This window comes from Ketobacter alkanivorans, assembly GCF_002863865.1.
Classification (GTDB): domain Bacteria; phylum Pseudomonadota; class Gammaproteobacteria; order Pseudomonadales; family Ketobacteraceae; genus Ketobacter; species Ketobacter alkanivorans.
This window is the reverse complement of the sequence record NZ_CP022684.1, coordinates 1,651,508-1,671,761: the sequence shown is the minus strand read 5'-3', so window position 1 is coordinate 1,671,761 and position 20,254 is coordinate 1,651,508. Positions and strand designations below refer to the sequence as shown.

The following is a 20,254-nucleotide window of genomic DNA, read 5'->3' as shown; positions in this document are numbered from 1 at the left end:
TCGTTCATTCCGGCAAATCAGCCTTGCTGAAGCTAATCAGGGTTATTTCAGAGGGTGCGCCAAATCGTTTCGGTGGCCCCCAGTAGCCGGTGCCTCGGCTGACATAAATCCACATGGTTTCAAACCAGTGCAGGCCGCTGGTGAATGGCTGTTGCAATGGCACAAAGTGATTCCACGGCCAGAACTGGCCACCGTGGGTGTGGCCGGAAAGTTGTACCTGGGCGCCGCATTCCCGCGCCTGAAACAAGGATCGCGGCTGGTGGGCCAGCAGTATTTTCAGGCCTGCATCTTTGGGTGCATTACGCAAAGCCTGCTGAGGATTGCTGCGATGAGTTTCATCAAATTGATGGGCTGAGTAATCGGTGATCCCTGCCATCACAACCTGTTCCTCGTTGTGATGAATTAACTCGTGCTCGTTCATCAGCACCCGTATACCCAGTTGCTGTAGTAGATCAATCCACTCAGTGGCACCGGAATAGTATTCGTGATTACCGGTTACGAAAAACGAGCCGTAACGGGACTGCAGCTCTGCCAGGGGTGTCGCCTCCATTCCAAGACGTTTGACTCTACCGTCTACCAAGTCACCGGTAATCACCACCGCATCGGTTTGCAGGCGATTGACACGCTGCACTACCTTATTCAGAAAACGGCGTTTAATGGTAGGGCCGATATGAACATCGCTCAATTGCACGATGTTGAAATCGCTTAGCCCTTCAGGTAGATCGCTGATGGGAATGTCTACTTTCACCACCCGTGGCCCGAACCAGATGTTGGCGAACCCAACAGCACTTAGCAGCAGGCTGCCAATGACCACAGTCAACGCGCTGATATTCAACCATTGATCGCTAAGCAGTGAATGGCCGGTGCTCCATTGCGCCACCCAAAGCGATACAATTAACCCATCCCTTACCAGGGTGAAGACAAACAGGCTGGACAGAAAGCCCATAAAAACCAAACCGCACCAGATGATCAGAGTATTCAGCAGGGAATGATCCTTGCGGCTTTGAATCATGGCAAGAGGGATGAGAACGGTCGACAGGATCAGTAAAAGCACCAGAGTCCAGCGCCCGCTTTCCACATAAGAAAGCGCAGGTATGAGGCGTAATCCTACATAAAGGTGCATCAACGCTGATACAGTGTACAGTGCCAAAATCAATTTGCTGGTGCGGCGCACAGTGTAACCTCGGTCACGTGGAGTGGGGCTCAAAGTGTAAGGTGGCTGGTCACCAGTGTATACTGACGCAAATTCTGTGGACACCGTTTATGTCTAAACAAAAAGTATCCGAGCAGTTTGATCTGGGGTATCCCACCAATTTAATGCAACTGCTGTTGAATTATTATGAATGGTTCGATAACAGCCTGCAGCAAGCATTGGCTGCTGATGGTGAAAAAGCTTTCAGCAAGGCCCAGTCGGCGGTGTTTGTGAATTTGGCTGAAGGCCGCAATACGGCAGTGGACATTGCCCGTCATATAGGCGTAAGCAAACAGGCAGTGAACAAAACGGTCAACGAATTGGTAGAGCGGGGATTGCTGGCGCTGGTGGTGGACAGTGAAGATAAACGCAGCCGGCGAATTCTACCCACCGAAGCCGGCATGGAGAAAGGTCGGCAGGCGGCGAAGGCGTTGTATGAACTGGAGCAAGAGCTGGCCCGCCGCATAGGTGGTGAGCAGGCCAAGGCTTTGCGGGCTATATTGGAGCGGCCTCCCGGGCCTGTATTTGAAGCTAAATAAAGGCAGGTTTAACGATTGCGAGAAAAATCACCATGGGCATGAATATCGTGATCAGTGGTGTGGTAATACGGAAAAACGTCCAATGATGCTGAATATATCGCTCGTATTTTTCGTCTGTTCCCGTGCGCTTGATGTAGCGCTTGTTACCACCGAAATGCGATAACCAGTAATCGAAAATCTCAATGGGAACGAAGACAAATGCTACGATACCCAGTTTAAACAGTAGCCAGTTGAAGTCCAGATTCCATCCACCCAACATAAACAGTAATCCGCCACTGACCAGCAGCACCGGGAACGCAGTGTGTTCTATGATTGCCCCCCGATCGAATTGTTCGAATGCTGCATTTCTCTGTTGTTTCAGTGCCGAATCCGAAGGTTTCCTGCGCCATCGGATATACGCCGGTTTTAGATAAGAGGTGTAGGCAACAGCCGTACTCCAGGACCAGGCCATGACCGCAAACACATGCACGAACTTTACGATCAGATAATAGGGGCCCACGTATTCACGAATAAATTCCAGCATCATTATTATCCCGTATTCATATTAATGGGGAGTTTATCTCCCACCGACCACATGATCAACCATAATTGACTATTTGGTCGGTGTATGAAGAGCCGCAGTGTTTGGCTTTATGGCTATTGTTTTGCCTGCTGAATTGGCTTAGGGTTCGGGTTTTACCGCTCAAGCAACGGATTAAACATGGAACAGATCATCGATAAGACCAAACCCATACTGGTGACGGGTGCGTCAGGTTACATTGCCAACTGGATTATCAAATATCTATTGGAAGAGGGCTGTACGGTCCACGGAACAGTGCGTGACTTACAGAATGAAAAATCCGTTGGGCCGCTGAATAAGATTGCCGAATCCGCACCCAAAGGAACTCTTAAGTTATTTAAGGCTGATCTATTGGATGAGGGTAGCTTCGATGAAGCTATTCAGGGTTGTGAAGTTGTCATGCATACGGCTTCGCCTTTTGTAGTGCGGGGCTTCAAAGATGCGGAACAGGCGTTAATTAAACCGGCGGTGGAGGGGACGCGTAATGTACTGGAGGCCGCCAATCGCACAGACAGCGTTAAGAGGGTAGTGCTGACCAGCAGCGTTGCGGCCGTGTTTGGCGATAATGCGGATCTTAAAAAGAACCCCCGCGGTATTTTCAACGAAGAGGATTGGAACTTCTCCAGCAGCCTGGATCACCAGCCTTATTCCTACTCCAAGTTTCTGGCAGAAAAGGAGGCATGGAAAATTCACGATGCCCAGTCTCGCTGGCGCTTGGTGACCATTAATCCCAGCATGGTGGGTGGCCCGGCATTAACCAAATACAGTCATTCCACCAGTATTGATACCCTGCGCAGCTTGGGTAACGGCAAGTTGTGGCCCGGTGTGCCGAATATGCGCCTGGGTTGGGTGGATGTGCGTGATGTGGCTCGTGCCCATGTGGAAGCCGCTTTTCGCTCGGATGCAGAAGGGCGTCACATTGTTTCCAATGGTGAGCCTTCCATGCTGGAGGTGGCCAGTATTCTGAAACAAAAGTTTGGTAATCGTTATAAGTTTCCGCTTTTCGAGCTGCCGAAGTTCATCGTGAAGTGGTTTGGTCGGGTAATGGATCCCAGCGCCAAGCCGCGCTTTATCGAGCAGAATGCGGGTCATCCGCTGAAGTTTGATAACAGCCGCAGTAAGGCCCGGCTGGGGCTTCAGTACCATCCATTGGAGCAAACATTCGTGGATCATTTCCAGCAGCTGATTGATGATGGTTTGATTCGTTGATAGTGCTGTAGTCGCAAAGTACATAAACAGAAGCTATCAGTCGTAAAAAGGCCGCTATGTTAAGCGGCCTTTTTTATTGGGGGAAGTCTATAATCAAAACTTGCGATCCACCGACAGCGCCACCAGATAAGCGTTAACCTCGTTCTCGAACGGTGTTGCGAAATACGGGTTGTACACCACATCCCCTTCGACGCAGCTATTGGCATTACGAGACTGACAGGCATCGGTTTTGGTTTTGGAATGCATGTAACCAAACGCTGCATCAAACCGCGTGATGTTGTCATACTGCCAGCCGATCCCTGCAGTGAACAGATCCGCGTCACCTATGGGGAACAGCAAGTCGGTTCGGTCTTCCGGAATGGCCGAGGTGCGTGGCTCGTATCCGGCTCGTAATACAATGTTATCGTTGAACTGATATTCTGCACCAAGAGCCCAGGACCAAACATCCTCATATTTGCGTGGAATACGCAATTCGTCAGGGTCAGCATAGTTCATCCCCGCCAACTTGTTGATCACGCTGGCCAATATCAGGAAATCATTGTTTTGGCTGAAGGTAAACGTCAGTTCATCCCAGCGGCTGTATTCAATCCACTTGGCGTCCAGGTTTACTTTCAGTCTGGGTAGAACCTGTAGTGAAGCACCGAAGGCCACGTTCTGAGGCACAATGTATTCGGATTTAACCGTACCCTTTTGTACCGGCACGGCGGCTACACGGGCACCATCCAATATAGGCAGCAGTGCATCCAGGCCGCCTTGCAGTCCTTCCATGGTGTGCACGAAGGTTTCGCTGTATTCCATGCTGTAGTCGCCTTCCAGCTCTGACACTTGCTCGCTCTGATATTTGAAGCCGAGTGTGAGCCAGTCATTGGCTTCCCATAGCATGCCGAAACTAAAGCCCACCGAAAACAGGTCTTCCATTTCCATGGTGAGCAGGCCTACGTTGTCATAAGGCCCCAGCTCAATATTCGGCAGAATGTCTCCTGGAATGGTATTCAGGCTGCGCAGATAGCCGATGGTCATGCCGCCGGCGCGGAATTTGGTTTTGATCCCCAGGCCATGATAGGAAAAGGTCATGCCGATACCCGCGGACAGTGTGTCTGTGACGCGAAAGGCCAGCGTGGGTGAAAAGTAGGTGAGGCGGGTAAGGCCTACCTGGTGGCCCTGATACGCGCCGCCCTCATCAAGCTCGCGGGTGTAGCCAATACCTTCTGGTACATACACCGCTGAACCAAAGGCCCAATCCCCGGTGGGGCCTTCAAAAGCCATACCACCCATGGGCAGCAATAGAATCGGAGTTTCTTGCAAGCCCATAAAGGGCACCATCATTACCGGGTTGCCGGTGGATACGCTGGTGTTGGCAACCGGGTCGACTCCCCAGCACTGGTCGTGGGCGGACGATACTTCACTCACGTCTGCCGGGTCGCTGATGGGGTACTGGCTTTGGCAATCGACGTTCAGGTTGTAGTACAGCTGTTTGTCGCTGATGGGATTCGGATCTGCATCATTGGGATCGTAAGGGTAATCGAAGATATCGGTGGGCAGTACCGGATCACCGAATTTGGAGTCGATGCTGACATTGGCGATTAAGGCTTTTATGTTGGCCTGGCGACCCTTGATGCGGATCAACCCGGCTGGATTAAAGTGAATCGAATCAATGCCTGGAGGATCAGCGGTGACGGCATGGGCCATCCCCAATGCCTTGGGGTTACCAATGGAAAGGTTATGCAGTAATTGGGCAGAAGCCTCGGTGGCCAGCAGGCTCGATGCCATTGCCAGCGATACGGTAATAGCTGATTTTTTCATCATTTTTATTTTTATTGGTAATGAATATATTGGGTTTAAATGACTCTGCGGTCTTTGTTGGTACTCTAGTTCTATCAGAAAAAAGGGTCAACAGGTTTACTGTAATTGCCAGTCACAAGTTGTATATTGGCCGAAAATGCACAGGGGGCAGATGGGTAGAAACCGGGGCAATCATGAAGATTACCCCGGGTTATGTGGCTATTAACCGGCTTGATTTAACTCTGCAATAAAGGCTTCTGATTGGGCGATGGACTTTTCCATGTCGCTAATCAAGCGGGCGACATTGGTTTCAATGGTGCTCAGTTCACCTTTCAGGCCGTCTATCGCACGGGCGTTCAGATTGTGCTTCAGATAAAGCACTTGATCCTGCAGTGCCCCTAAGACCGGTTGCATGCGTGATTCCGCTAAACGCATGGATTTGATGAGTGCATTGTATTTTTTCTGGGTGGCTGCCAGTTTTTGCGCGCTTTGTTTTTTAAGGTTGGCGTTGCTGTAGAGGGCCAGCTCATCTTGCCATTCATCAAACAATGCTTCGGACACACTTTCCACAGCGTTGATGCGGTCAGTCACTTGTTGGGCCGCTTCCTTGCTGTCCTCAAACTCATCGTTGAGCGCATTGTATTTGTCCAGCAGATCCTGATCCTCAATTTTTATCAGTGCTTGATACTGTTCCAGGGCGGAGGCGAACTGCTCTTTCGCTTCTTTTTGAGCATCCTGCACCTCTTCAACGCGATCCACCAGAATATCTCGTTTGTGGTAGCCCACCTGTTCCATGGCATCGTAGTACATGCTCTGGCAGGCACTGATCAAAACAAGCAAACAACTGAGGAGGGCGGTGCGAATCAACGGCATCGGGTCAGTCTCTCTTTGGGTAAGGGGTAAATGTCGGGCTCATGATACCAGCTGAACCTGATATTGCCATGGAATGACGCAAGGGTTGGGGCGCCAGGAGGGCAGTGAGCACGATAAAAAAGCGGCTGCCAAATCGCTTCGGCAACCGCAAAGTGGGATCTATTGCCCGTACCGGTGAATAAGAGTCGGGAAAATCAACTGGCCTCTTGCAGGCTAGACTCTGGTAAGCCATAGCTGGCAGGGCGCACTTTAGTAACGGTGACGGGCACGCCGCCCTGGGGTTCGGTTTGACCGCTGACCTGCATCTGCCCTGGCCATTCATCGTTATTGGCATAGGGCGAGTCAAACTCAACCCGTCGTGCCAGCTCGGCAAAGATAATTCGCATTTGCTGTTTTGCCTGGTTGGAGCCAACACAGGCGCGCCGACCGCCACCAAACGGATAGTATTCGAATGGGCTGGGCTGTTTGCCTTCCAGCCAGCGTTCCGGCCGGTATTCCAATACATCTTCGCCCCAGATGTCCTTGCGGCGGTGGGTGAGATAGGCCGCCGCCAGTACGTTGGTGTTGGCAGGAATTGTGAGCGGGCCGATTTTGCATTCCTTAATAAGGCAGCGCATGGTGCCTACAGCCGAGGGGGTCAGGCGCTGGGATTCAGAGAGGCAGGCGTTCAGATAAGGCACCTCAGTAATTTTCATGGGGTCGAGCTTGCCTTCTTCGGCAATGGATGCCAGTACGGTGTCGTGCATCTTTTTGTACACATCGGGGTTTTTCAACAGCCACAACATGTACCATGCGGACGTCGCTGCACTGGTCTCATGGCCGCCCACCAGCATCCCCATGGATTCAGAAATTACCCGTTCTTCAGACAGCAGCTCGCCGTCTTCATAATGTGCATTCGAGACAGTGAAGAGCAGATCAGTTCGGCCACTGTCCGGGGTCTGGCGGGCTTCGTGAATGTCCTTGCGCATCAGATCCGCCAGTTGTGCCTTTAGCTCAATCGAGTGAGACCATGGCAAAATGCCTTTTTTACCTGTGCCAAAGTCACCGCTGGCGGTTTTCTTCAGATAGGCCTTGTGCAGTCGGTTGCGCCACTTGGATGGCCCATACAGCGTGCCGATCAAAAACATGGTGTTATTGGTGGAAGCCTGAATCCAGTGCAGCATCAGTTCCTTGTAGCGCTCTTTCTTTTCGCCTTCGCGCAATCCAAGCAATGTGTAGCAGGCAATGTCCAGAGTCATATCGCCGATCAGCCGTGGCACATCGTACTGGTCGCCGGGTTTCATGGCATCAATGTGTTGAGTGATGATTTCATGCATGACGTTGGCGCGGTCGTGTAATCGTCTAGAAACCAAGGAAGGGATGACCACCTTGCGTGAATGGGCGTGTTCCTCGTTGTTGAGAAACCCGGTCTGGTTGTCACCTATGTCGATGGGGATTGCCAGTTTGGATTGATCGATTTCATCTGGCTTGAGGCTGAAAAAGCTTTTAACCATGTCGGGCCGACTGACCCACACCATGGGCTCCATACCCGGCAGATTCAAGGTAAAGGCATCGCCAAACTCGTCGCCACATTGCTGCAGGTAATCGTAGATGCTCAGCCCCATTTTCATGGCTTGCTTGAATTTGAACTCTTTTGGCCCCGGCGGCAGTTGTGCATGAGTGGTCATGGTTTGCTCCTCTGCTAGCGCTTGTTCTTGTTGTAGTGTCTTAATGAATGTTAAATCAGGTATACGCCGTATACTAATTTGGCGAGCAGCACAAAAGCAAGAACTATTCGGTCATGGGCGTTGCAGAATGCCTATAAAGTTGTCTACATATTGATCGATTTGGGCGTCGCTGAAAGGGTCAAACCCCATTACCCGCTGTGTGATGGGGGCGACGTTGACGTAATGAATTACGGTTCCCCCCAAAATATAGAGCACGCTCATAGGGTCCGCCGGGGGCAGCAAATGACGTTGCTGGGCTAATTCAACCATGGCGATACCGGAGCTGAAATCCTGTTGAATGAATTCGCTTACCATCCAGTCCAGGCGGGGGCCGGGAGCTGAGGATTCCAGATACATGATTTTTACCCACTGCGGGTTATCGGCTGTGAAGCGGATCAGGCCGCGACACAGCTGGCGAATCATCTGGCTCTGAGCCTCGTTATCCAGTTCTGCCAGAACCTGTTCATCCAGGTAGTGGGGAAGCGCATTGTTGCGCTGCTCCCACAGATGACGTACTGCGCTTTTCCATAGGTTTTCTTTGCTGGCGAAATGATATTGCACCAGCGCCTTGCTTTGATTGCTGGCCTTGGCGACTGCAGCAAATGAGGTTCCGTTGTACCCCTGTTCCGAGAACAGAGTGGCCGCTGCGATAAGAATTTCCTGGCGGCTTGGTTGTTTATCGTCCTGATTCATTATTCATCATCTATTGACAGATTGAGTTGACTATACGATCGTATAGCAATTGCGAGTGACCGGCAAGTCTGGTTGTTTTGCCTATAAAAAAGCCAAATATCAAAATAATTCAAAGAGATAGCAATATGAAGTTCGATCCGTTTATGGGTCGGGACGTTAAGCCCGGCCCAATCGCACAAGTGCATTTATTCATCATAAATCACCCGTGGGTGTGCATTTTTATCACATTGGCCTGGGTGGCAATGTCCGGTTACGGCATGCGTTTTATGGAGTTTAACAACGATTCCAGAGCGCTGTTTGCTGATGATAATAAAGGCATGCAGAGCCTGGTCGAACTCGAGGATCGCTTTAGCAAGGATGATAACGTCATTATTATTGTTCGCCCTCATAACGGCGACGTATTCACACGGGATAATCTGAAACTTCTGCAACAACTGACGGACGCCGCATGGGCAATTCCAAAAACCCAACGGGTGGACTCGCTGACCAATTTCCAGCATACCCTGGTGGATGGTGATGAGCTGAATGTTCTGGATCTGGTGGGTGATGTAGACAGTCTTAGCGATGAAGAGCTCCAGCACATCAAACGCATCGCGCTGGCAGAGCCGAATTTGGTAAAAAATGTTGTGTCTGAGAGTGGTCATGCGGCTTCGGTTGCCGTTACGGTGATTACGGATGACCGACGAGGTCAGGATGCACCGATGATCATGGAGTATGTTGAAAATCTTCGGGATCAGATTGTGAAAGAACACCCGAATGTGGACATCATGCTGTCAGGTATCGTTGCTTTCAAAAGTGCCTCCCGCTCCACTACCGAAAACGAACTAAGCTCAACGTCCATTTACAGTGGCGTAGCGATTTTGTTTTGTCTGTTTATCATGTTGCGCAGTATCGTTTCGGTTATTCAGACCATGCTGGTGATAATGCTTTCTATCGTGATTGCAATGGGAACCATCGTTTGGTTTGGTGTCGAGATCACGCCGGTAATGGGGGGTGCACCTGCCATTATACTAACCCTGGCGGTGGCCGATAGTATTCACTTGTTGATTTCATATCAGCACCAAATCCGCAGTGGCGCGAACAAACAACAAGCCGTTTATGAGAGCCTGCGTATTAATACGCAACCCGTCTTTTTAACCAGTCTCACCACTGCTATCGGGTTTCTGTTTTTGAATAGTTCAGAGTCGCCACCGTTTGCAGACATGGCGAACATGGTATCAATCGGCGTGATGGCAGCGTGGTTTCTAAGTGTTGTGTTTTTACCCGCTATGCTTGTCGTATTACCACAACAAACGTTCAGAGGTGGCGATCACGACCATCGTATTATGGATGGCTTTGCTGATTTTGTGGTAGATCATCGCAAGCCTGTGTTTATAGTATCCAGTACAGTTTTTCTCATTCTGGCTTTGCTTAGCGCAAAAAATGAGTTCAACGATGTATGGATGGAGTACTTTGATGAAACGTACGAAGTGCGCCGTGCTACTGAGTTTATGGTAAATGAGTTAACGGGAAACCATCGTTTGCAGTTTGCTTTTCCATCGGGAGAATCCTCCGGCATTATGGAGCCTGCGTACATGCAAGGGCTCGATCGCTTTGCGCATTGGGCCCGTCAGCAGCCGGAAGTTGAGTACGTTTCAAGTTTTTCAGACACCATCAAGCGTTTAAATCGCGATATGAATGGAGGTGATCCATCGTTCTATCAAATACCAGCGCAGAGGGATTTGATATCGCAGTACACCTTGATGTTCCAGATGTCGCTACCTTTTGGTTTAGGTCTTGAAAATCAGATAGATATGGATCAATCATCGGTGCGGGTGAATGTCTTGCTGGGAGGCGTTAGCTCTAATGAAATTCTGGCGTTTGAGCGGCGTGCGGATCAATGGATTGCAGATAATCTACCTTCTTACATGCAGGTGCGTGGCGTGGGCTTCGATCTGCTGTTGGGGGAGCTGTCCTATCAGAATGGCCAGGGGATGTTGGTAGGCACGGCGTTGGCGTTGGTGGTGGTATCCTTGTTGTTAGTGGTGGCATTGCGCTCAGTAAAATACGGTTTGCTCAGTATGCTGCCTAATTTGTTTCCGGCGATTATTTCCTTTGGTATATGGGCATTGATCGATGGGCAGATCGGTATATCCGTTAGCATTGTAGCCTGTATGACTTTAGGGATCGTTATCGACAACACCGTGCACTTCCTGAGTAAGTACACTCGAGCAAAAGAGGAAGGCCAGCTTTCCAGTATAGAGGCAACACGTTACGCATTTAAGACAGTCGGGATTGCGCTGGTGGCTACCACTTTAGTGATATCCGCCAATTTTGGCATGATGTCTTTCTCCCATTATTATCCCAATGCATCGATGGGAATGTTGACTGCAATCACCGTGGCGGTGGCGTTGGCCGTGAATTTTCTATTCTTTGTTCCTATGCTTTTGTTTGTCGATCACAGAGATAATCAGGGTGCATCTACAACGGGCAGCGCGCCGAATGCAGCTGAATTCAATTTGGAAGGCGCAGGATAACCAATTGAATAAACACCTGTACGAACCGGTTACATATAAAATGCAGTAAGGCTTTATGTGAACGGCAGTTTACATTGAATACCTAAAGGTATCTTTCGTTAACCAAATAATGTTTGGCAATTGATGGGAAAGTGATTACATTATAAACACTGTTGCGGCGGTTGAATTTTGGGGAAGCATTATCTCCGCTGCAGAACATGGATTTTTAAGCAACCTGAAAAGACGTAGCCTGTATGGAAACACCAATTAAGTTTTCATCCAGGGAAGGGCGCCGTATTGTTCGGCAACAATTGAATGGAAATCATGGGGTGGTTGCGACTTGGCTAGCTGGGTCGCGCCGGGTTCCTGTAACGCTGTTGGATATTTCGAGCTTGGGTTTTGCCATGCTGTTGCCTGAGGAATATAAGGCGCAGTTGAGAGTCGGTGAAGTCGTTAAGCTGATCGTCAGCCCGCTATTGGGTATGCACTATAACGTGCAGGGGCTGATTATAGACCGGCAGGTTAATGGGGATAAAATCAAAGTATCAGCAGTGATTGAGCACGAGGTGGGCTGTGCTCATGGCGCTCTGACACCTATAGAACTGTCCCGTCAGAATACAATTCGAGGGCAGTTTCAACATCCGTTTTCTTATCGGCAGAAACATTATTTCGATATAGAAAGCTTGTCTGCCAATGGATTTTTTATCACCGGTATTGATGCGGGCTGTATCCTGTTTAGTGGTATGCGCATTACTTTGCGGCTGGGTGTGTTTGATATAGATCAAACCATTGATGGGGTCGTTTCCGATGTATCTTACGATGAGGACAATGTGCAGCGCTGTTTTGTCAGTATTGGTGCGCTTACCAAGGCTGTCGAAAAACAACTGGCGCAGTATTGTTTTCATTATCTAAAAAGAACTCCCAGAGATTTGCGGCGCTCCGGGTTGCGTTCTTACTTCGTCAAAGGTTTGGTGCAATTCAAATTTGTCGAAACCCAGCAAGAGTATGAGGATGTGCTGGCGCTGCGGCGACGTAACTATGCAGCAGTGCGTAAGGTTGATGTTAATGCACCCCTGAAGAAGCTGTCATATTTCTTTGATCGTTATAGTCGTATCCTTGTTGTATATCACCAGGGCAAAGCCATCGGCACAGCCACGATCATAATCGGTGATCGTGGAGTAGAACCGATGGAAATTGAAATGCTGATGCCTGAAGCAGATTTCGCTCAATTGCCACCTTATGAGCAGCTTTTTGAGGTGGCCGCTATGTGCCTGGATAAAGGTTACCGAGATACTGATATTCTTCATGGCATGTTTGAGCACATTTATAAGTACGCCATGATGAATGGCCGCAACTACATTGTCATAAGTACCGATAAATATTTAATGAGCATGTATAAAACGGTGGGCTTTCAGGATACGGGTTTCAGTTTTGTGCAGCCCAAGTACCGCGATTTGAAAATGAGCGTGTTGGTCATGGATGATCTAACCACGAAGTGGGGCAAAGGCATGAATCCTGTTACTTGGTGGGGCGTTTGGGGTGGCGTGAGTTTGTATTTATATAAGCGCCGTATTATTGACTACACCCTGGTAGAGAAAATGCGTGTCTATGGAAGCTGTTGGCTGTTTGGTTTGACGTTGCGCTGGCGCGAGTTTAGCGCTTACGCCAAAGCGCGCTACGGCAAACAGTGTCAGGGTGTATATTATAATTGGAAGCGAGCCAACAGCCGCTAACAAGAGAGCCGCTGTTTAGCGGCTCTCTTCGAAGGCTTTTTCGTCTTCCTTATTACCGCTTATTCCACCAGGTTGTTCACGGGAACCTCAGCGTCTACATCTGCCTCGTAGTCTACGCCATCAACGTTAAATCCAAATAGTTGCATGAACTCAGTGCGAAATCCTCTGAAGTCACTTATCTCATTCAGGTTTTCCGTGGTGACCTGAGGCCACAATGCTTCTACTTGTTGTTGAACCTCTGAATTGACTTCCTTTTCATCAACCCGGTTACGCCCAGCGTCATCCCGTCGGGGGCTGTCGTTGTACAGGCATTCACTGAATAAACGATAGATTTGTTCAATGCAGCCTTCGTGTGTGCCCTGTTCTTTCATAACGCGAAACAGTAGTGCCAGATACAGGGGCATCACGGGGATGGCTGAGCTGGACTGTGTGACCACGGCTTTCAGTACCGATACGCGGGCATCAAAACCGTCTTGTCGCAAGGTGTCGGCGGCACGATCCAGATCTTTCTTGGCTGCGCCGATGGTGCCATCCCAATAGATGTCGCGGGTAACTTCTTCGCCAACATAGGTATAGGAGGTGGTCTTGCAGTCCGGTGCCAATACACCTGCCTTATTCAGTGCGCTCAACCACATTTCCCAGTCTTCGCCACCCATCACGGTGACGGTATTGTCAATGTCTTCCTGCGTGGCGGGCTCTAGTGTGAATTGCTTGATGACCTCACGATCGGTATCCAGCCCGGTTTGGGTGACCGCTTTGCCGATGGGCTTTAAGGTTGATGAGTGCAGTATGCCCGTGTCAGGGTGTTGGCGGCGGGGTGATGCCAGGCTATAAACAACCAGATCCACTTGTCCAAGGTCAGCTTTGATCAAGTCGATGGCCTTGGCCTTGATTTCGTGAGAGAACGCATCGCCATTGATGTTTTTGGAATACAGACCGGCGGCTTCGGCGGCTTGCTGGAATGCAGCGGAGTTGTACCAGCCAGCCGATGCAGTGCGTTTGCCCTGGGCCGGTTTTTCAAAAAAGATGCCGATGGTGCTGGCACCTCCGCCAAAGGCTGCCGTGATGCGTGAGGCCAGGCCATATCCAGTGGAAGCCCCGATCACCAATACGCGCTTGGGGGCATTGCTGATTTCACCCTGCTGCTTTACGAAATCAATCTGCTTCTGCACGTTTGCGGCGCAACCAGCGGGGTGAGCTGTGGTACAGATAAACCCTTTTACCCTTGGGGAGATGACCATTCCTGATACCTTTTGTTGTGTTCTTTGTGTGGCTTAATAATGCGCTCATTCTAATGGTGTGGCCTGGGGATGGCCAGTTGACAGCCCGGCAGCGGGGGCAAATTTTATGATTTCTTACAATTTGCCTGGGGTTGAGCCAGAGCAAGCCGTTTGACTTGCAATGGTGCTAGAGTTGGTTTTGGTTTAATGCATGAAGGAACAGATTGGAGAATGAAGACGCTTACTCTCGCTATGACCGGTTCTGGTGGAACCGGCGTCGTAGCTCTTGGTGAAATGTTGCTGCGCTCTGCGGCTCGTACCGGCTTGTTCGGCATTCTGTGTAAAACCTTCGGGCCTCAGATACGAGGGGGGGAGTCTGCCGCAATTATTCGCTTTGGCCCCCGCCCCCTCGCCAGCTTTGGGGGCGAGATCGACCTGTTGCTGGTGTTGGATTGGACGAATTTCCAACGTTTCGCTGATGAGATACCGCTTAAGCCTTCAACCGTGGTCATTGGAGATACCGCAGCCGGTGCCCGCCCGGCCTCGATACCTGAGGGTTTGTCGGTCGCGAGCCTGGATTTTACCGGGCTGGCGCAGAAGATGGGCTCCACTCACAGTAATATTGCGCTGCTTGGCTATGTGGCGGCCTGGCTGGGTTGCGATTCAGCTCAGGTGGCAGCGTCGGTCGAGCAGCGCTTACATAAGCACAGCGAGGATACCATCGCCCTGGCTCAGCAAGTGGCGTTGGCGGGTGCCGAGCTGGCCGGCACCACGCCCATTCCTATCGAGCCTCCTATGGCTGAGCAATATCAAGGTGAAGAACGCTGGCTGGCCACAGGCAACCAGTTAGCTGGGTTGGGTGCGCTTGAGGCGGGCGTTCGTTTTGTGGCGGCTTATCCCATTACCCCTGCCTCAGATGCGCTGGAGTGGATGGCGGGAAAAATTGAATCGGTCGGTGGCCATCTCATGCAGGCCGAAGACGAGCTGGCGGCGGTGAATATGGCCATCGGTGCTGGCTATGGTGGCGTGCCTGCCATGACGGCGACTTCCGGGCCGGGGCTTGCGCTAATGAGTGAGGCTATGGGCCTGGCGGTGGCCAGTGAGACCCCGCTGGTGGTGCTTAACGTGATGCGAGGCGGGCCTTCGACAGGTATACCCACCAAAGCCGAACAAAGCGATTTTAATCTGGCAGTGTACGGGTTGCATGGGGATGCCCCTCATGTGGTGATGAGCGCCCTTTCGGTAGAAGATTGTCATCACGTTATGGCCTGGGCCACGCAAGTGGCCAGTGAGCGGCAGACTTTGGTAATCGTATTGTCTGATCAGTTTCTGGGGCAATCCATACAGGTTTTGGCTCCATTACCGACAACCGGTTTTAAGGCCGCCCTGTTATCGCCTGAAGCCGAGCCGCCTGAATCATCGCAGATGCAAGGCGAGCGTTACTTTCGCTACTTGAATACCGATTCAGGTGTTTCTCCGATGGCTGTACCAGGGCAGGCGGGCACCGCATACACTGCCGATGGTCTGGAGCACAGCCAGGCGGCTATTCCTTCTCCCAAGGCGGCAGACCATGAGCTGCAGCTGGATAAGCGTGAACGCAAACTGCAGAGCTTGGCAGATTCAGATCAGTGGGGGCTGCAGAGTATTTTGCCCAACGCCCGTGTGTTGGTGCTGTGTTGGGGATCGCTTTACCCTATTGCTCTGGAAGCGCAACGGCTATTGCAAGATCAGGGGGTAATAGTAAACGTCGTGGGTGTACGCCTGCTGTCTCCATTGCCCCTGGAATTTATTCAGCAGAGCATGGACGCGGTGGATCAGGTGTTGGTTGTTGAGCAAAATCATCTGGGCCAGTTTGCCCGCTATTTACGCTCCTTTGGTTTGAGTTTTGTCAGCTACCACCGCCCAGGCCCACGCCTGTTTACCCCTGTGGAAATACTGCAGCAAGTTGAGGGATTGAATCGTGCTTAAAGCCAAAGATTATAAATCAGATGTTAAGCCCATCTGGTGTCCGGGGTGTGGGCACTACAGCGTACTGAACGCCATCACCAAGGCTTTTTCAGCTTTGGAACAAGCGCCGGAAAGTTCAGTGCTGGTGTCCGGTATTGGTTGTTCCTCGCGCCTGCCTGCCTATGTGAACAGTTATGGGTTTCATGGTGTACACGGTCGAGCCTTGCCGGTTGCGGCGGGCTTAAAGGTGGCGCGACCAGAACTTAACGTTATCGCCCTGGGCGGAGACGGCGATGGTTTCTCCATTGGCGGCAATCACTTTATTCATGCCTGTCGCCGCAATGTGAATATTGTCTATGTGGTGATGGATAACGAAGTTTACGGTATGACAAAAGGTCAGGCATCCCCGACTACACCAGAGCATTGGGATCACAGCAAGCTCACGCCTCATGGCCCGGAGGTGCGGCCGTTTCAACCGTGTGCCATTGCACTTGCTGCAGGAGCCAGTTTTATCGCGCGCGGTCACTCTGGCGATCCTAACGGCTTGGCGAAAATTCTTTATGATGCTGTTCAGCATCCTGGTTTTGCGTTTGTGCAGGTACTCAGTCAGTGTGTTACCTTCTGCCCGGAACAGGCCCAGTGGAAAGATATTGTTCATCTGGAGGAAGTTTGCACCGCCGATCCGGTGGCCGCTGCCAATTTTCTACATGGTGATGATGGTTTCGCCAAAGGTGTTTTTTATCGTAACCCCAGACCAGTATGGCCAGTCACACATGAGCAGCAAGGCAGCAGCGATATTAGAAGGGGATTCGCCCTATGAGCCAATTACTCTACCAGGATGAAGCGGTGTTTCTGGCCCACAGCGTTGCCCTTGAGCAAGAAGCCGCAGAACGGCTCTATGAACTGGCCAACGCAATGGCTGTACACAATAACCGGCCTCTGCATGATCTGCTTACTGAGCTTGCCGGTTACAGTGAACATCATGCTGCAGAGGTAGTGAAACTGGCAGCAGGTAAAGCGTTGCCAACGTTGCAGGCATGGGAATACTCATGGCCAAAGGAAGAGTCCCCGGAAGTATTTCATTATAGCAGCGTACACTATCTAATGACGGCAGAGCAGGTGTTGCAGCTGGCTTTGGAAGTGGAGCAGAGCGCACAAAGTTTCTATGCCGATGTGGCTAACCGTAGCCCCGACCCTGGGTTAAGGGCTATGGCTGAAAACTTTGCCCATGAAGAGCAGGAACACGTGCAGGCAGTGCAGGCGCGCCTGCAACAATTGCAGAGCAGCGCTGTGACGTTGGATCCTACGGATTTTGATCCGCCCCATATGCCAGAGTAGGTGAGTTAACGCACATTCAGGTTGCGCTTGTATTGGCCTGGCGACATCCCCGTCCAGTTTTTAAATGCGCGAATAAACGATGCGGTTTCGGTATAGCCGGTTTTGATGGCGGCTTCCTTGATGGAGGCTTTCTGGCTCAACCAGAAAATAGCACGTTCACGCCGCACGTTGTCTTTCAGTATCTGGAACTGGGTGCCTTCTGCCGTGAGTTTGCGACGTAAGGTGCGGGATGTCATATGCAGTTGCTGTGCGACATGTTCCACGGATATACGCTGCAGGTCATCACAGTGTTTTAAAATGTGAGTCACACGCTCAGTCAATTGCTCAACAAATTGCAGTTTGCGAAACCAAACCAAAGGAACCTTGGCCAGATATTTGCGCAGTTGCTCTGAGCTACGCTGAATTGGGCGTTCCATCATATAGGTTGGCATTATCAGGCAATTAGCGTCCTGTTCGAATGCTGCCGGACAGGGGAACAGCAAGCGATATTCCCGGTTGTGTTGTGGTACCGGCATGGCCATGTGTACGGCGTTCAGTGGGATGACTTCGGCAATCAGCCAGGATGGAAAACGGTGCCAAATCAGCATTAGCAACTCAGTCATTATGAAGTCCGGATCTTGTTCAGGAGCAGTCATCTGCACATAGAGCCGAGTGACGTCTACAGCCTCATCAATCTCAAACAATACAGATCCTGTGACCAGTCGGTAGAAGCGACGGGTTTCCAGTAGGGCCTCTCGCAGGGTTTGGCAATGAATCAAGCGCTCTGATAACAAAGTGAATATGCCAAAGCGGGAGCGTTCGGCCGCCAACCCCATGAACTCGTCATCACCGTCCACCATTACCTTGTGCAGCAGCCTGGCGAGTTGGTAGGGCGCAAGCCGGGCGCGGTCGTCTGCAATGAGCGCAGGCGTGAGATTGGCATAAGCCATCAGCGCATTGCAATCCAACCCCAGTTGTCGGCCCCGCTCGAGGTAGGCTCGCGCAAAGTAAATAGAAACAGTGTGATTGGTGTAATGGGCTTTCATGGAAAGTTGTAGATGTCCGAAAAAGGTAAAAATATCCTGGAATATTGCCCTAACTGAGTATAAATATCACCTTAAAGGTAAGCGTGAGTCCGATAATGCTAATTTATTGACATGTTTCATCATTGAGCCCTTGGCGTTCCTGGTTCAAACTCCTAGACTTTATGCAGCCCAATCTGCAGCGTGACCTGATCCGGCTCCGGATCAGGTTTTTCTTTATTTAACCCGATTAGTGAGAGGCCCCCTCATGAGTGAACAGAATGAAGAACTGGAACTCTTTCGTGACATGGTTTTGCGTTTCCTGCAGCAGGAAATAGAACCCCATTTTGAAGAATGGGAAAAGAACCACATGATGCCACGCGAGGTTTGGAACACCATGGGTGAGGCTGGCCTGCTGTTGGTGGATATGCCAGAAGAATATGGTTCCGCCGGTGCAGACTTTGAAGTGACCCAGATGATTATGTGGGAAATGTCCCGTTTGGGTTATGCCGGCATTGCTACCGGTTACAATATTCACGCCAATATCTGCGCGCCGTATGTTAACAATATCGGCACACAGGCCCAGAAAGACAAATGGTTACCCAAAATGGTAACCGGCGAAGTGGTTACCGCAATTGCCATGACTGAGCCCGGCGCTGGAAGTGACCTCGCTGCGTTGCGTACCACGGCAGTAAAAGATGGCGATGAGTACGTGCTTAACGGCTCTAAAGTCTTTATTACCAATGGTATTCATGCCGACATGGTGATTGTCTGTGCCAAAACCGACCCCAAGGCCGGAGCCAAAGGCATATCTTTATTCCTGGTGGACACTACGCTACCGGGTTTCTCTACCGGTAAAAAGATCGAAAAAATTGGTCAGCATTCCAGTGATACTGCTGAGCTTTTCTTCAGTGATCTGCGAGTGCCGGCGGATGCTCTGCTGGGTGAAGAGGGCAAAGGCTTTGTCTACCTGATGGAGGAGTTGCCCCGTGAGCGTCTGGGATGTTCGACTCAGGCGGTAGGTGCAGCTCAGGGCGCATTGGATCTGGCAGCTGCATATGTGCAGGAGCGCAAGGCGTTTGGTCAGCCTATTGCTAAGTTCCAGAACACCCGTTTCAAAATGGCCGATGTGAAAACTGACATCGAACTGAGCCTGGCTCTGTTAGAGAAAAACATCACCAAGTTCAAACAAGGCAAGATGACTGTCGACGATGCGGCTGTACTCAAGCTGGCCACCACCGAGATGCAATTACGCGCGGTAAACGAGTGTCTGCAGATGTTTGGCGGCTACGGTTATACTGTCGAATACCCTATCTCCCGCTTTTATGTCGATGCGCGAATCCAGACGATCTACGCTGGCTCTTCCGAAATCATGAAAGAAGTCATCTCTCGCAGCATCGTGGGCCGATAAATACCCATGAACATGCCGCACCGGTTTGGGGTTCCCAGCCGGTGTGGTATGGACTATCATTGCTGGTATAGGCGCAGTTTTCAGAGCCAATCTCATAGGATGCCAGCGTGCCAAACCGCAAGCCTGCCCAATTTCTGATAAAGATAACCCTGATGCTGGTATGCATCATGGGGGCATTTGTGTTTGCGTCTTCTGTACAAGCGGCTCACTGTCATGATTCGTCCAACGATAGCGCAGCAACAATGTCGCCGGGTTTGGCTTATGGCACAGTACCCCAAAGCGAGGCCGCTCTGCCGCACAGGCTAGAGCAGCACCCAGTAGTCCAGAATATGATATATGGGGCGATTGATTCTGTATCGATTGCCCACGATTGCTGTGAGCAGGAGTGCTATTGCCCTCCGATGTCCTGTGGCTCCGCCCAAGGCGCGCCCTTGACGTCAGTCGTGCTATTGTTCGATTCTTGCGTTGCGGTTCACGCTACATACCTCCCTTCCTGCTATCTCCATCTGCCACATACGGTTCATTTCAAACCTCCAATACAAGCCTGACCCAGGAT

Annotated in this window: 16 protein-coding genes; 8 read left to right on the top strand and 8 right to left on the bottom strand. The window is 50.9% G+C overall.

Annotated features, from left to right (window positions below; all coding sequences use genetic code 11):
* Nucleotides 1-4: 4 nt before the first annotated feature.
* Nucleotides 5-1,174: a metallophosphoesterase gene (locus Kalk_RS07160; RefSeq protein WP_199768026.1), complete on the bottom strand. Its 1,170-nt coding sequence runs from the start codon at nucleotides 1,172-1,174 to the stop codon at nucleotides 5-7.
* 89 nt (nucleotides 1,175-1,263) lie between these two features.
* On the opposite strand from Kalk_RS07160, the gene Kalk_RS07155 reads away from it, so the two are divergent.
* A complete protein-coding gene (locus Kalk_RS07155; protein WP_101893536.1) occupies nucleotides 1,264-1,731 on the top strand; it encodes a MarR family winged helix-turn-helix transcriptional regulator in 468 nt (155 codons plus the stop codon).
* Here Kalk_RS07155 and Kalk_RS07150 read toward each other — a convergent pair.
* Nucleotides 1,724-2,257 carry a hypothetical protein gene (locus tag Kalk_RS07150; protein ID WP_101893535.1) on the bottom strand — a complete coding sequence of 178 codons (534 nt, stop codon included), beginning with the start codon at nucleotides 2,255-2,257 and terminating at the stop codon, nucleotides 1,724-1,726. The two genes, Kalk_RS07155 and Kalk_RS07150, sit on opposite strands and share 8 nt — an antisense overlap.
* A 174-nt stretch (nucleotides 2,258-2,431) precedes the next feature.
* On the opposite strand from Kalk_RS07150, the gene Kalk_RS07145 reads away from it, so the two are divergent.
* A complete protein-coding gene (locus tag Kalk_RS07145; RefSeq protein WP_101893534.1) occupies nucleotides 2,432-3,499 on the top strand; it encodes an SDR family oxidoreductase in 1,068 nt (355 codons plus the stop codon).
* A gap of 93 nt (nucleotides 3,500-3,592) precedes the next feature.
* Here Kalk_RS07145 and Kalk_RS07140 read toward each other — a convergent pair whose 3' ends face one another.
* The 4 genes from Kalk_RS07140 to Kalk_RS07125 all read right to left on the bottom strand — a co-directional run bounded on the left by Kalk_RS07140 (nucleotide 3,593) and on the right by Kalk_RS07125 (nucleotide 8,553).
* Nucleotides 3,593-5,305: an OmpP1/FadL family transporter gene (locus Kalk_RS07140; protein ID WP_158643355.1), complete on the bottom strand. Its 1,713-nt coding sequence runs from the start codon at nucleotides 5,303-5,305 to the stop codon at nucleotides 3,593-3,595.
* Nucleotides 5,306-5,503: 198 nt separating this feature from the next.
* Nucleotides 5,504-6,154, bottom strand: a complete 651-nt coding sequence (locus Kalk_RS07135) for a DUF2959 domain-containing protein (protein ID WP_101893532.1) — start codon at nucleotides 6,152-6,154, stop codon at nucleotides 5,504-5,506.
* A 194-nt stretch (nucleotides 6,155-6,348) separates the two neighbouring features.
* The gene (locus Kalk_RS07130) at nucleotides 6,349-7,821 is read right to left on the bottom strand and encodes a cytochrome P450 (RefSeq protein ID WP_101893531.1); all 1,473 of its coding nucleotides are present in this window, start codon (nucleotides 7,819-7,821) and stop codon (nucleotides 6,349-6,351) included.
* 111 nt (nucleotides 7,822-7,932) lie between these two features.
* Nucleotides 7,933-8,553, bottom strand: coding sequence for a TetR/AcrR family transcriptional regulator (locus Kalk_RS07125; RefSeq protein ID WP_101893530.1), 621 nt, complete (start codon nucleotides 8,551-8,553; stop codon nucleotides 7,933-7,935).
* 125 nt (nucleotides 8,554-8,678) lie between these two features.
* Here Kalk_RS07125 and Kalk_RS07120 point away from each other — a divergent pair, with 125 nt between their 5' ends.
* Entirely contained in the window at nucleotides 8,679-11,069 is a 2,391-nt protein-coding gene (locus tag Kalk_RS07120; protein WP_101893529.1) for an efflux RND transporter permease subunit, read from the top strand.
* A gap of 233 nt (nucleotides 11,070-11,302) precedes the next feature.
* Nucleotides 11,303-12,781, top strand: coding sequence for an N-acyl amino acid synthase FeeM domain-containing protein (locus Kalk_RS07115; RefSeq protein ID WP_101893528.1), 1,479 nt, complete (start codon nucleotides 11,303-11,305; stop codon nucleotides 12,779-12,781).
* Between the two features lie 59 nt (nucleotides 12,782-12,840).
* Here Kalk_RS07115 and fabV read toward each other — a convergent pair whose 3' ends face one another.
* Nucleotides 12,841-14,022, bottom strand: coding sequence for an enoyl-ACP reductase FabV (fabV, locus tag Kalk_RS07110; RefSeq protein WP_101893527.1), 1,182 nt, complete (start codon nucleotides 14,020-14,022; stop codon nucleotides 12,841-12,843).
* 210 nt (nucleotides 14,023-14,232) lie between these two features.
* Here fabV and Kalk_RS07105 point away from each other — a divergent pair, with 210 nt between their 5' ends.
* Genes Kalk_RS07105 through Kalk_RS07095 form a run of 3 tightly spaced genes read left to right on the top strand, consistent with a single transcriptional unit; the run spans nucleotide 14,233 to nucleotide 17,286 of the window.
* Nucleotides 14,233-15,969: a 2-oxoacid:acceptor oxidoreductase subunit alpha gene (locus Kalk_RS07105; RefSeq protein WP_158643354.1), complete on the top strand. Its 1,737-nt coding sequence runs from the start codon at nucleotides 14,233-14,235 to the stop codon at nucleotides 15,967-15,969.
* Nucleotides 15,962-16,768: a 2-oxoacid:ferredoxin oxidoreductase subunit beta gene (locus tag Kalk_RS07100; protein ID WP_199768025.1), complete on the top strand. Its 807-nt coding sequence runs from the start codon at nucleotides 15,962-15,964 to the stop codon at nucleotides 16,766-16,768. Before Kalk_RS07105 ends, Kalk_RS07100 begins: the two co-directional genes overlap by 8 nt.
* Nucleotides 16,765-17,286, top strand: a complete 522-nt coding sequence (locus tag Kalk_RS07095; RefSeq protein WP_101893524.1) for a ferritin-like domain-containing protein — start codon at nucleotides 16,765-16,767, stop codon at nucleotides 17,284-17,286. The genes Kalk_RS07100 and Kalk_RS07095 overlap by 4 nt, the downstream gene beginning before the upstream one ends.
* Before the next feature lie 5 nt (nucleotides 17,287-17,291).
* On the opposite strand, the gene Kalk_RS07090 is transcribed toward Kalk_RS07095, so the two are convergent.
* Nucleotides 17,292-18,311 carry an AraC family transcriptional regulator gene (locus Kalk_RS07090; RefSeq protein WP_101893523.1) on the bottom strand — a complete coding sequence of 340 codons (1,020 nt, stop codon included), beginning with the start codon at nucleotides 18,309-18,311 and terminating at the stop codon, nucleotides 17,292-17,294.
* Nucleotides 18,312-18,555: 244 nt separating this feature from the next.
* On the opposite strand from Kalk_RS07090, the gene Kalk_RS07085 reads away from it, so the two are divergent.
* Nucleotides 18,556-19,698: an acyl-CoA dehydrogenase family protein gene (locus tag Kalk_RS07085; RefSeq protein ID WP_101893522.1), complete on the top strand. Its 1,143-nt coding sequence runs from the start codon at nucleotides 18,556-18,558 to the stop codon at nucleotides 19,696-19,698.
* Nucleotides 19,699-20,254 lie beyond the last annotated feature (556 nt).

Bases quoted from the DNA above. Each gene is read 5' to 3' on its own strand.
- Kalk_RS07115 (WP_101893528.1), top strand. From the start codon at position 11,303: ATGGAAACACCAATTAAGTTTTCATCCAGGGAAGGGCGCCGTATTGTT.
- Kalk_RS07140 (WP_158643355.1), bottom strand. From the start codon at position 5,305: ATGATGAAAAAATCAGCTATTACCGTATCGCTGGCAATGGCATCGAGC.
- Kalk_RS07150 (WP_101893535.1), bottom strand. From the start codon at position 2,257: ATGATGCTGGAATTTATTCGTGAATACGTGGGCCCCTATTATCTGATC.
- Kalk_RS07130 (WP_101893531.1), bottom strand. From the start codon at position 7,821: ATGACCACTCATGCACAACTGCCGCCGGGGCCAAAAGAGTTCAAATTC.
- Kalk_RS07090 (WP_101893523.1), bottom strand. From the start codon at position 18,311: ATGAAAGCCCATTACACCAATCACACTGTTTCTATTTACTTTGCGCGA.
- Kalk_RS07135 (WP_101893532.1), bottom strand. From the start codon at position 6,154: ATGCCGTTGATTCGCACCGCCCTCCTCAGTTGTTTGCTTGTTTTGATC.
- fabV (WP_101893527.1), bottom strand. From the start codon at position 14,022: ATGGTCATCTCCCCAAGGGTAAAAGGGTTTATCTGTACCACAGCTCAC.
- Kalk_RS07125 (WP_101893530.1), bottom strand. From the start codon at position 8,553: ATGAATCAGGACGATAAACAACCAAGCCGCCAGGAAATTCTTATCGCA.
- Kalk_RS07105 (WP_158643354.1), top strand. From the start codon at position 14,233: ATGAAGACGCTTACTCTCGCTATGACCGGTTCTGGTGGAACCGGCGTC.
- Kalk_RS07095 (WP_101893524.1), top strand. From the start codon at position 16,765: ATGAGCCAATTACTCTACCAGGATGAAGCGGTGTTTCTGGCCCACAGC.
- Kalk_RS07155 (WP_101893536.1), top strand. From the start codon at position 1,264: ATGTCTAAACAAAAAGTATCCGAGCAGTTTGATCTGGGGTATCCCACC.
- Kalk_RS07085 (WP_101893522.1), top strand. From the start codon at position 18,556: ATGAGTGAACAGAATGAAGAACTGGAACTCTTTCGTGACATGGTTTTG.
- Kalk_RS07120 (WP_101893529.1), top strand. From the start codon at position 8,679: ATGAAGTTCGATCCGTTTATGGGTCGGGACGTTAAGCCCGGCCCAATC.
- Kalk_RS07145 (WP_101893534.1), top strand. From the start codon at position 2,432: ATGGAACAGATCATCGATAAGACCAAACCCATACTGGTGACGGGTGCG.